Here is a 10,938-nt window from a genome sequence, read left to right on the forward strand (position 1 = left end):
CGTAGACTTGGCATAATGCCAAATCTGCGGACTTCCTTATACAACACATAGGAGGAGTTATCTTGTAACTGGTTCAAATACTGATTTGAAATCATAAGTAATGTCCCCATCATTTACGGTGAACTCAATATACTCTAGATCAAGAGAGGACTCAGTTACATTTAAATTAGGTTTCCCAACTTCAATATATCTTATACCGTCTCGTAAGTCTACTTCATTTTTATTGCCACCGTAAACTACCCAGATATTTTTACCTTTCTGCTTATATTCTGCTAAAGTATCATGTAGAAGATTTGCTTCAAGCTTATCAGTAAATCCGTTACTTCCAAATATAGGTTTTGGTAAAAAAAGTATTATATTTTCCTGAGTAGAATTTTCTAAATCATGCTTTAACCATAGCCATTGATCTGCATTTGAAGCTCTAATACCACCATTAGAATCATCAACCTTTAAGAATAATACATCTTTTTGTCTTATCGGATAATAGCCGTTTACTACTTGAATAGAATTAGTACCTGTATTTGATGTGACTTTGTCACTTGTCTTACCCATAAAGAATCCTAATGAATTCTTACTTAAATGCTCTTTAATAGTATTTGCTACACGGTGCTTGTATAGATTGTCTAGATTATCTATACCAAAGCTTACCATAAAATTATATCCATTTTGAGTTTTTTCAACAGTTTTTTGCTTTTCATCCACAACTTCTGTAGGAGTTGGTAGCATCATAGAGTCAATGCTATTAGGATAAAGTGCCTTTAACCCATCAAATAAAAGCTCTCCAGACATCTTGTTAAGTGGATTTGTTTCAGTTACATATATTCTTCCAAGATTTATAGGATAACTCACACCAGTAGGTATATTTGCAGTAATCCATTTCCAACCTTTCCAGTCTATATGGCTTGCAAAATCAAGCTTATATGTCTTACCGGCACTATCCGACATTTCACCTCTAAGCCAACTATTACTCTCATTTCCGTAAACCCACATTCCTATTTTATCTGGAGTTCCTTCTAACGGCATTCCATTTTCTCCAAATACAATGTATGCTGCTCTTGTATCATCAGATTGTGTAAAGTCATAGCTTAGTTTTGCTGAAAAATTACCTTCTTTTTCTTCTTTGTCTAATTCTAGCTTACCTGCTACAGTCTGAGGATATGAAGTGAAACGAATATTATCTAATTTTTCGAAATCATTTATCATTATTTCTTTAAAGCCTACTGATACAAGTATATTTTCTACAGCATTTCCTATTCTTGCTGTAAGTGCTCCTGCCGTTGGTTTATCACTGCTATAGAATATACCATCTTGAACTGTCCCAACGTTGCCTACTGCTTCCCATGATATATCGCTTGGTTCTATCTTAGCAACATAGCCTTCTTTATTTTTACCATATATCTTTCCAAGGTCTTTTTGACTTGAGACATCAATTCCGAATTTATCTATATCTATTTGAAGCTCCTTTATATCTCCAAATACATTTATATTAAGTTCAGCAGTATGACCTTTGTATGATGCTTTTACTACTCCGTTACCTGTGTCATAAGCGGTAAGAGTATTGTCATTAAATGTTCCTTTTACTCCGTCTATACTAAAATCTACATCATTTATATCAACATTTATAGGATTGTGATATTGGTCAAAGCCTTTAATATAAAAGCTTCTTGTTGTATTTGCAAACATCTTAGTATCATCTGTATATACTTGTATATAGCTTAAGCTTCCTTCAGGAGCATTGCTATACACTCCAAGACCATTGATTACTTTTCTTTCGCCCCCATCTGATGGTTTGTTTACTATAGCAGGCTTTTCACTTCCTGCAGGCTTGATTGCCATTGTAGTTGAACCACCACCATCAAAGTTTATGGCGTCATAAGCTCCAAGAGATGACATTATCTCTGCCATAGTTTGCTGGCTTACGCCTTTATATGAAGAATCTCGTCCATCTATTGTTACCATTATTAGTTGTTTTTTGTCTCTGGTTATTCCTAGTGCTGTTCTAGGGTGATTTCCAGTTATATTTATTTTAAAATCTGTTATAGCACCATCTTTTAGTAGTGGACTACCACCTCCTATAGCTGTTACTATGTTTTGATAATTAGGTGTGGTGTTGATCTCCATATTAACTCTGTCACCAACATGAAAATTGTTTAGCAGGCGGTCTCTTACGCGACCTCTACCTGTTAGTATGTATCCATTTTGAGGTAAATTAATTGGTTCCTGTCCCACTCTTACTTCTGTTACAATATCATCTATTACAACTATTTCTATAAGATCAGTGAATACCTTGTTCCCCATTGAAAGAGCATTCCAATTGCTGTCATACATTATTACTTCTTCATGAAGCTTACTATCTTTGTTTATAGCGGACAGGGTTACAGGCTCGCCAGTCTCAGATATTGCTCTTATTTGCCAATCCCAGAAAGCAATAAATGGATTTTTACTTTGGTCTATTGCAAAGACAGGAAGCTTATTATTAGGATCTATTGGAGATGTGACCATTCTACCATCAGATATAACAGCTCCTAGTGGAAAACTGCTGTACTGAGAAGTGAAAAAATCACCGTTTATACCTGCTATAGCATTAGAGTTTTTCATCATATCTGTAAGCTTTTCTTTTTTTGATATTCCATTTTGACTGAATAATGCCTTTACCTCAGTATATTCATCGTCCATATCTATTCTGAGAACATTTATATTCCACCATCCTTGAGCATTGAACTGGCGAATAGTTTCGTGAACTACTCCACTAGAAATGTTTTCTGATGATTTATCCTCGTATATTAAAAAAGGTTTATCAGCAAAGGCCGGAACAAAGCTTGAAAAAACAATTGCAGCAGAAGAAACCCCTACCACCATATTTCTGATAAATCTGTTCATCTTATGCACCTCACATTTGATTATATTTTTATTTTTCATATGTCTTTATGAATTTTTATATTTAGGTTTAACACGTTAGACGACAAAATGTGTTAATAAGTTCCCCTTCATCTGTAATTATATATCATTTATGGAGATTTTAGATTATATTTTGATTACAAATGGATTACATTTATGTAATGTGGAAGTAAATGCAAGTAGAGACAATTTTTAATTGATTTATGAAGAAAGGGAAAAATAGAAAAAAGCTGAGATTTTCATCTCAGCTTTTTCTGATGGTCGGGGTGGAGGGACTCGAACCCCCGGCCCCATGGTCCCAAACCACGTGCGCTACCAAACTGCGCTACACCCCGTTAATATGTTACCTATATAGTATAAAAGATTTGTATTGTATTTGCAATGCTCCATATGAGTTTGTTTTCTCAGAAATTCATTGGTTTCATTTAATAATTTATGAAATTCTCATTTTATCTTTCTAATACTTAAAATTTTACGTAAACCTATGTTATCAAATACTCTAAACTGCCCAATATATGACATAGAGGGCATAGAGTTCCAAAAATGACTTCTAAATATTGTAAAGTAAATATATAATAATATAGATGACAGAATATATCAGATATTTTGGGGGATTATATGGAGGATATTTTAGCAATCATTAGAGAGGAGCTCTTAGTAATGATGCTTGCAGCCACACCTATATCTGAGCTTAGAGGAGCCATACCTGTAGGCATTTCCTTAGGGCTTAGTCCGCTACATAGTGCTATAATAAGTGTAATAGGGAACAGCATACCAGTTCCTTTTTTGTTATTGCTTTTAAAGCCTATATTTAATAATTTGGGAAGTACAAAGGGTTTTGGAGGACTTATAAACTGGCTTAAAAGAAGAACATTGAAAAGGAGCAAAAACATAAAAAAATACAGTGTTTTTGGATTATACCTTTTAGTAGCCATACCTCTGCCAACTACGGGAGCTTGGACTGGGTGTCTAGCTGCAACACTTTTTAATATAAGATTTAGACATGCGTTTATTGCAATAATATTAGGTATTATGACATCAGGTATTATTGTACTTACTCTTAGTCATCAAGTCACGTCAATATTATAAAACGTTAATGTTAAAAAATTACTATTGACTAGTATATGTAGTTATGATAGAATACGTTCAGTGAAAAAATTAAATTAAAAATCTTGATGCCTTATCAAGAGCGGCTGAGGGAATAGGCCCTGTGAAGCCCGGCAACCGGTAACTGACTACAGTTATGAGGTGCTAAGTCCTACAGAATTATTGTTCTGGAAGATGAGGTTAAGTATGAAATCACGCCTCTTTCTTGTGGAAGAGGTTTTTTGTTTTGCCGAAAATCAAATTGAAAGCTTGGAATTGAAATATATTGCTATGCTTCTGTAAATAATATGTTATGTTATGACTAATAAATGTTGAGGTGTGTTTTTAGATTCATGCTTGGATATATAGCGCGGGTTTTCAATTTGAATTAATGGGTAAGTTTTAAGTATATTACATTGGAGGAGGATAATTAAAATGAAAAAGTGGTTATTTACTTCAGAATCGGTAACAGAAGGACATCCAGATAAAATATGTGATCAGATTTCAGATGCTATTCTTGATGCGTTTTTAGAAACTGATCCTGAGGCTAGGGTGGCTTGTGAAACATCTGTGACTACAGGATTAGTTTTAGTAGCAGGTGAGATTTCTCTAAGAGAAGGGTATGTAGACATTCCTAAGGTTGTAAGAAAGACTATAGAGGATATTGGGTATACTAGAGCGAAATACGGCTTTGATGGTGATACATGTGCGGTACTTACTGCTATTGATGAGCAGTCACCTGATATAGCTATGGGCGTAAACAGAGCATTAGAGCATAAGTCCGGAGCAGAAGATGATCTGGATTTAATCGGAGCAGGAGATCAAGGGATAATGTTTGGTTTCGCATGTAATGAAACGCCAGAGCTTATGCCACTGCCTATATCGTTATCTCATAAGCTTTCTAGAAGACTAAGTGAAGTAAGAAAAAATGGAACTCTTGATTATTTAAGACCGGATGGAAAGACACAAGTAACTGTTGAGTATCATGATAACAAACCTGTTAGAGTTAGCGCAGTCGTTATATCAACTCAACACAGTCCAGAAGTAGATTTAAAAACTATTGCTAGAGATTTAAGAGATCATGTTATTAATAAAATAGTACCTAGAGAATTACTAGATGAAGATACAAAGTACTATATCAATCCAACTGGAAGATTTGTTGTTGGTGGACCTCAAGGAGATGCTGGTCTTACAGGAAGAAAAATAATAGTAGATACTTATGGTGGCTATGCTCGTCATGGTGGTGGAGCATTCTCAGGAAAAGATCCTACAAAGGTAGACAGATCAGCAGCTTATGCGGCAAGATATGTTGCTAAGAATGTTGTAGCAGCAGGATTAGCAGATAAATGTGAAGTTCAGCTTGCTTATGCAATAGGAGTAGCACATCCTGTTTCAGTGCTAGTTGATACTTTTGGAACAAACAAAATCGAAGAAAGTAAGATTGAAGAATTAATTCAAAAATACTTTGATTTAAGGCCAGCAGCTATCATAAGAGACTTAAACCTTAGAAGACCTATATACAAGCAAGTAGCTGCATACGGACATTTTGGAAGAACAGACCTTGACCTTCCTTGGGAAAAAACTGATAAAGCTGAAATTCTTAAAAAAGAAGGACTAGGAAAGTAGGAAACATAAACTGTAACTATTCATAATATAATATATAACCTTATTAAAAAGGATGAATGCTATGATGGTATGGATTTTTACAGTTTTCGTTTATGTATTTTTTATCTATGGTGTGATCGAGTTCATAAAAAACGTGTTTATAGATATCTCAAACAGGAGAAATACAAGTATTGATCACAAGATTGAAGTAATGGTAAATAACGCAGAGGAACTGGAATATATTCTAAATTCACTTAAAAAGAACTTTAATCACATAGTATTGATTTTGGAACAACAGGATACAGACATACTGAGGATAATTAACAGTATAAGAGATAATATACAAATTGAATACAGGGTATTACAAAGTTTAGGAGAAGCTGAGAAGTCATATGAAGACTTTTAGCTTCTCTTATTTTTTACTCTTTAATCAATAAGGCTTTATGGATAATTGAGCTTGAAATAAAAATATTGCTTGAATATGAATAAATAAAGATAAGAGAATGCTTATGTAATTTTGTTAAGAAAACTAGGTGAAAGAAGAGAAAAAATCTGTTAAGAAATTTGCATGTCTGAGCGGAGTGTTTTTCGGAGCGAGTTTGCAAATTTTAAGATTTTTTCTTTTATAAGCCTATAGTTTTCTCAAAATCATCATCGCATGAACGTTCTTTATTTACTTATATTCATATTCACGTGACTTTCCCCATACTCCCCATTTAAGCATTTCACTAAAATCCGATATTATCTAACTACCGGTAAATATCAAGAGGCGCCTCTTCTATGGAGGATATATATGTATAGTAAAATAGAAGAGCTTTACGAGAAGAGCCTAACTGAAGATATGGGTGCAAAGGAAGAGCTTTTATTGAGGCTTAGACCAGCCATAATATCTTCAATCAAGTCATACTACAACAGATATAATCAATATGATGATTTGATACAAGAGGGTTATGAGGTTATTTTAAGATGTATGAAAGACTATGATCCTGGTAAAGGTGCATATCTTCTAGGATATATAAAGCTTACACTTAAATTTCATTATCTTAATAAGCATAAAGCTACTGAAAGTACCGTTTCTCTTAACCAAGAGCTTTTTACGGATGATGGAATCGAGCTAATAGATACTATAGCTGATGATAGTTTATCTCAGGAAGAAAAAACTATTAGAAAAGAGGAACTGCATGAGCTGTACACAAGTCTATTACAGCTTACAAATAGGCAGAGAGATATAGTCACTCTATATTATATTGAAGAAAAACCCCTATGCACTATTGCTAATATATACGGTATTTCTTATAGAACTGTTGTAAATACCAGAATTACAGCACTAAATAAGCTGAAAAAATTAATGACAGAAAATATTATTTAAGCATAGTAAAAACACTTCCCATTTTCTATATATGTATTAGAAGGGAGGTGAGAAGGATGGCAGTGAATACAGTAGCTCAAGATTCTAAATTCAAGATTCAGCTTGATGCAGGAGTTGATGAAAAGGGTAAGCCAATAATTAAATCAAAGACTTTTTCAAAAGTAAAATCTACAGCAATAAATGATGATGTCTATGATGTGGCAAACTCATTAGCTGAATTGCAAGAACTATCTCTCATTTCTGTTAGAAGAATAGACGAGATAGAAATCACTCAAATGTAGTTAAAGCAATGATAGTCGAAAGGAGGTGGTAATGTGGCAGATAGAAAACTTGAGATGACATTCAAGAATCAAATCGATGGTAAGGCGAGAATATCAATAGACGCTCCAAGAGCAGACTTAACTGAAGCAGAAGTAAAGACTGCAATGGACAACATAATAGCTAAAAACCTGTTTAATGCAACAGGTGGGGATCTTGTGGCTGTAGCAGGAGCACGAGTTATCACTACAGATGTACAGGAGCTTACATTATAGTATAAAGCCGGACTTGTTCCGGCTTTTGCTATATAAAGAATAGAAAGGAAGTGGTATTATAATGGAAGAGATATATACTCAGATAGCTAATTTAGGCTTTCCAATAGCTGTTTCTATATTTTTATTGGTACGAATAGAAGGAAAGCTTAATAAGCTGACAGATAGTATAAATGAGCTTTCTAAAGTAATAGCATCAGTGAAGTAGAACTGCACATCTATATTTTTATTATTTCAATAACATTAAGGAACTGTAATAAACACTGTAGTTACTGCAGAAAAAGAAAGTACATTCCTATAGAGAAGCACAAACTTCTTTTAAAATTGGATTTAGCCTTAATCTAAATGAAACGGAGCTTGCAGAACTTTTTGCTGCAGCTCTTTTTCATGACACTGGAAAAGCAAAAATTGAAAAAAGAGTTCTTGGTAAAAAGGGAAAGCTTACAATTTGTTTTTTGTAATCTTAGTTTATAATCTTATAAGATCCTGTTTTAGGGTCAAACAAGTAATCTATTTGTCTATATCCTTCTCTAAAAATTAATTGATAATGATATTTTATAAAGTACTGATTTTTTCTTTTTATTGGTGCATTCCATGTTTTTATATATTTAATATTAATATTTGATGTTTTGCTTGAATCCATTATTATTTTATTGATTGCCTTTTTGTGTGTATATGGTGGTAGCACTAATAGGAATATACATAATATTATCAATATTAATACACTGTCAAAGATAATCTTCATCCTATTCTTTTTTCTCTTATATATTAAATCTTTACCATTTGATAGCGCGCCAAGAAGACACAATATGACAAATATATAAGTGTTGATAATTCCATTATAAATCTTATTATTTATTATATTAATTATCAATAGTATAATTATGTAGCCTATAATAATAATCATGCGACTTTTGTAAATATTAGCTAGACTATGTTCATTGTTAAGTTTATTCATATTTTTATCACCTTATTCTAGAATTATGTTCTTTTGACTTATTTCATAAATATTTGGAAGCTTGTTACAGTTAAGTTAAACTATCAGCTTTTTTATCTCAAACCACAGTAAAAATTCAAACTATATTTACTGTGGTTTGAGATATACCATATAAATTATTATTTTAGTTAATAATTAGATCTTCCATGTGTTATTTCGTAATATGCGTAGTCAACGAAGTGATAGTCTTTAGTAAAATAATTTGAATGATCTGGTCCTATTATAGGTTCAAAGTCATAATTTACATTTATAACATCATCATTATCAGCTCTTACCAGCGCAAATGGCTGTCCCTTATATAAATAATAACCTTCATTTGTTTGATCTAATATTGCAAGTCTTCCTTCATATACTATTTTTGCTTCTGTATAAAGTCTACTAAAATGAAGATATCCTGAGTGTAAGTAGTATATAACAAGTGTATCAACAATTGCTTCTGCAAGCAGTGAAATACCTATTGTTTGTGCAGCTAAATATGCTTTAAATGCAGTAACCAATACTCCTAATACTATAGATACTGTTGGATTTTCTGAAAAAGTAAATGTTCTTTTTACAATTCCTTCACCTATCCACTCGCCTTCATAGTATTTTACAATGTCTCCATAAACATTAAAGTTTTTGATGTAATCCCATTCTGGACCTGGTAAAGTTCCTCTTGAAGAATACGTTTGATTACTCTCTTCTTCAATAATATAATCTGTAGCGTCATATATGGTACTTATACCATTAGAAATTATAGTAAAAGTCATGTCTTCTGTATCTTTTGGTATTATGATTTTTTCTTCTGCAATGCCAATTGTATTGGTATCATATTTGGATATTGATTGGTGTTTGTTTTTACTTAGATATATTATATAATTGTCTTTGGTTTCATATGCATTAATACTAAAGTCATCATTGGAAGAATCTCTAAGTATATTCCTATTACTTGCTGCAAGCGCTACAGGTCCAATGGAATTAAAAACTAAAACCATAATGATTATAAAGCTTATAGTTTTTTTCATAATATGTACCCCCTAAATTTGTTAAAAATATTAAGTAATCTTTGTCTTGATTTACATTTTGATTCTTAATAACATACTAAGAATATAGTCTTTTAGCATAATCATTGTGTTTTTTATGTAATATAATGAGTCTTAGGACTTTCGTTTTACTAGGAGCTCTTATTTTAATCATGTAGTCACCTCACTTTTTTAATTAAGTTTTAAGTTTGTCTATTTATTGTTACATATTAACATATCACAAACAATAATACTTTTATGTAAAAATTTGTAGATAGGTAAAAATATTATTTATGTTTGTGGTGAAATTTTTTGATGCTAAATATAATTTCATAACATATTATAGAGCTCACTTAATACTCCTGGCTTTAAATTTTCTATTTTTTCAATAACTTTTCTTTTATCTTCTTCAGATAATCTTTCTATTTTTTCACTAATTTGCAATAATTGAGTTGATAATTGATTTAAATACTCTGTATTTTCTAACTTATTAAGATAAGAAAAAAAGACATCGATAAAGGCTTTGTGTTCCCTAAAACGACAGTGTTACATATTATGTTAAATGTTGGTTATTACTTTATTGTAATAACCAACATTTGACATGTATCCAATTTTATTATATGGTGAAGTTGAACTGTTAGAAATCCACTTTAATAATTATTGCGTTGTCTCCTTTACTTGTCCTATAGTATTTATAACAAACGCAATAAGGAGGGAGGTAAAAATGCATAAAAAAAGTTTTTTATTAAGTTGAATAATACTAGTATTTATAGCTATGCTTTTCTATTCATTCACTGTAAAAGATACCATCAACCCTAAATTAGAAAAAAAATACAAATTGTATGGTGAAAGTGAGCATTGGATAGGTGAATATGTATGTACTATTTCTAGACTTCCAAAAGAAAACGATTGCTCACATGAGACACGACATGAGCTTAATATAAGTTACAAAAACAGCTTAGAGGAATTTAGTTCTGTTAAATATTTAAAGTATGTCTATAAAACCAATAAAGGTAAGAGAACAGGAGCAGAGGAGATAATGTTTGATAGTCCACCTTCAGAAAAAGTTTTTTCACATGGAGGTTCAGAATATAGAGATACAGAATATATGGAGACATTTACACCAGATGAAGTCATAGAGGTACAAATAATATGGAATGGAAATAAAGAAAACAAGGAATCACTAATATTAAAACCGCGTAGTTAATATCAAATAGATTATAAAAAAACAAAATAGACTTGCTATATATATACATTTATGTTATTACATAGAAAACAATACTTTTTAACAAGGAGCATTCCTGTAATAAATAAAAATGAACTTTGAAAAAAGAAATACCACCTGTTAAAATACGAGGTGTCAGATAATCTCACGTGAAAAACTGACCCTTAAATTTAAATAACAGGAGGTATTCTAGTATGAATTATACACAAAACAGAAAGATTTCGCAA

The 10,938-nt window shown here is 31.9% G+C and carries 11 protein-coding genes, 1 tRNA gene and 1 riboswitch; of the genes, 8 read left to right on the forward strand and 4 right to left on the reverse strand.

Annotation, left to right across the window (positions count from 1 at the left end; translation table 11 throughout):
• Nucleotides 1-57: 57 nt before the first annotated feature.
• Both HNR33_RS07545 and HNR33_RS07550 read right to left on the reverse strand, forming a co-directional pair.
• Nucleotides 58-2,880 (reverse strand): phosphodiester glycosidase family protein, encoded by a 2,823-nt coding sequence (locus tag HNR33_RS07545; protein ID WP_429081876.1) that lies wholly within the window; start codon nucleotides 2,878-2,880, stop codon nucleotides 58-60.
• Nucleotides 2,881-3,156: 276 nt separating this feature from the next.
• Nucleotides 3,157-3,233, reverse strand: a tRNA-Pro gene (locus tag HNR33_RS07550).
• Nucleotides 3,234-3,516: 283 nt separating this feature from the next.
• Here HNR33_RS07550 and HNR33_RS07555 point away from each other — a divergent pair.
• The 7 genes from HNR33_RS07555 (at nucleotide 3,517) to HNR33_RS07585 (ending at nucleotide 7,696) form a co-directional block, all read left to right on the forward strand.
• Nucleotides 3,517-3,987 (forward strand): COG2426 family protein, encoded by a 471-nt coding sequence (locus HNR33_RS07555; protein WP_429081878.1) that lies wholly within the window; start codon nucleotides 3,517-3,519, stop codon nucleotides 3,985-3,987.
• A gap of 88 nt (nucleotides 3,988-4,075) precedes the next feature.
• A riboswitch (SAM riboswitch) is annotated at nucleotides 4,076-4,186 on the forward strand.
• A 233-nt stretch (nucleotides 4,187-4,419) separates the two neighbouring features.
• A complete protein-coding gene (gene metK / locus HNR33_RS07560) occupies nucleotides 4,420-5,610 on the forward strand; it encodes a methionine adenosyltransferase (RefSeq protein WP_429081881.1) in 1,191 nt (396 codons plus the stop codon).
• Between the two features lie 61 nt (nucleotides 5,611-5,671).
• Nucleotides 5,672-5,995: a hypothetical protein gene (locus tag HNR33_RS07565; RefSeq protein ID WP_429081883.1), complete on the forward strand. Its 324-nt coding sequence runs from the start codon at nucleotides 5,672-5,674 to the stop codon at nucleotides 5,993-5,995.
• Between the two features lie 387 nt (nucleotides 5,996-6,382).
• Nucleotides 6,383-6,958, forward strand: coding sequence for a sigma-70 family RNA polymerase sigma factor (locus HNR33_RS07570; RefSeq protein ID WP_429081885.1), 576 nt, complete (start codon nucleotides 6,383-6,385; stop codon nucleotides 6,956-6,958).
• 56 nt (nucleotides 6,959-7,014) lie between these two features.
• Nucleotides 7,015-7,239: a DUF1659 domain-containing protein gene (locus HNR33_RS07575; protein ID WP_429081886.1), complete on the forward strand. Its 225-nt coding sequence runs from the start codon at nucleotides 7,015-7,017 to the stop codon at nucleotides 7,237-7,239.
• A 33-nt stretch (nucleotides 7,240-7,272) separates the two neighbouring features.
• Nucleotides 7,273-7,491 carry a DUF2922 domain-containing protein gene (locus HNR33_RS07580; RefSeq protein ID WP_429081887.1) on the forward strand — a complete coding sequence of 73 codons (219 nt, stop codon included), beginning with the start codon at nucleotides 7,273-7,275 and terminating at the stop codon, nucleotides 7,489-7,491.
• A gap of 61 nt (nucleotides 7,492-7,552) precedes the next feature.
• A complete protein-coding gene (locus HNR33_RS07585; protein ID WP_429081889.1) occupies nucleotides 7,553-7,696 on the forward strand; it encodes a YvrJ family protein in 144 nt (47 codons plus the stop codon).
• A gap of 255 nt (nucleotides 7,697-7,951) precedes the next feature.
• On the opposite strand, the gene HNR33_RS07590 is transcribed toward HNR33_RS07585, so the two are convergent.
• Nucleotides 7,952-8,446 carry a hypothetical protein gene (locus tag HNR33_RS07590; protein ID WP_429081892.1) on the reverse strand — a complete coding sequence of 165 codons (495 nt, stop codon included), beginning with the start codon at nucleotides 8,444-8,446 and terminating at the stop codon, nucleotides 7,952-7,954.
• Between the two features lie 167 nt (nucleotides 8,447-8,613).
• Nucleotides 8,614-9,489, reverse strand: a complete 876-nt coding sequence (locus HNR33_RS07595; RefSeq protein ID WP_429081895.1) for a hypothetical protein — start codon at nucleotides 9,487-9,489, stop codon at nucleotides 8,614-8,616.
• Nucleotides 9,490-10,261: 772 nt separating this feature from the next.
• Between HNR33_RS07595 and HNR33_RS07600 the strand changes: the two genes are divergently transcribed.
• A complete protein-coding gene (locus tag HNR33_RS07600; RefSeq protein ID WP_429081896.1) occupies nucleotides 10,262-10,693 on the forward strand; it encodes a hypothetical protein in 432 nt (143 codons plus the stop codon).
• Nucleotides 10,694-10,938: the final 245 nt, after the last annotated feature.

It is taken from the genome of Brassicibacter mesophilus (assembly GCF_050433385.1).
Classification (GTDB): Bacteria; Bacillota; Clostridia; order Tissierellales; family Proteiniboraceae; genus Brassicibacter; species Brassicibacter mesophilus.

Coding starts and splice junctions, on each gene's coding strand:
- HNR33_RS07545 (WP_429081876.1), bottom strand. CDS start 2,880: ATGAACAGATTTATCAGAAATATGGTGGTAGGGGTTTCTTCTGCTGCA.
- HNR33_RS07555 (WP_429081878.1), top strand. CDS start 3,517: ATGGAGGATATTTTAGCAATCATTAGAGAGGAGCTCTTAGTAATGATG.
- metK (WP_429081881.1), top strand. CDS start 4,420: ATGAAAAAGTGGTTATTTACTTCAGAATCGGTAACAGAAGGACATCCA.
- HNR33_RS07565 (WP_429081883.1), top strand. CDS start 5,672: ATGATGGTATGGATTTTTACAGTTTTCGTTTATGTATTTTTTATCTAT.
- HNR33_RS07570 (WP_429081885.1), top strand. CDS start 6,383: ATGTATAGTAAAATAGAAGAGCTTTACGAGAAGAGCCTAACTGAAGAT.
- HNR33_RS07575 (WP_429081886.1), top strand. CDS start 7,015: ATGGCAGTGAATACAGTAGCTCAAGATTCTAAATTCAAGATTCAGCTT.
- HNR33_RS07585 (WP_429081889.1), top strand. CDS start 7,553: ATGGAAGAGATATATACTCAGATAGCTAATTTAGGCTTTCCAATAGCT.
- HNR33_RS07590 (WP_429081892.1), bottom strand. CDS start 8,446: ATGAATAAACTTAACAATGAACATAGTCTAGCTAATATTTACAAAAGT.
- HNR33_RS07595 (WP_429081895.1), bottom strand. CDS start 9,489: ATGAAAAAAACTATAAGCTTTATAATCATTATGGTTTTAGTTTTTAAT.
- HNR33_RS07600 (WP_429081896.1), top strand. CDS start 10,262: ATGCTTTTCTATTCATTCACTGTAAAAGATACCATCAACCCTAAATTA.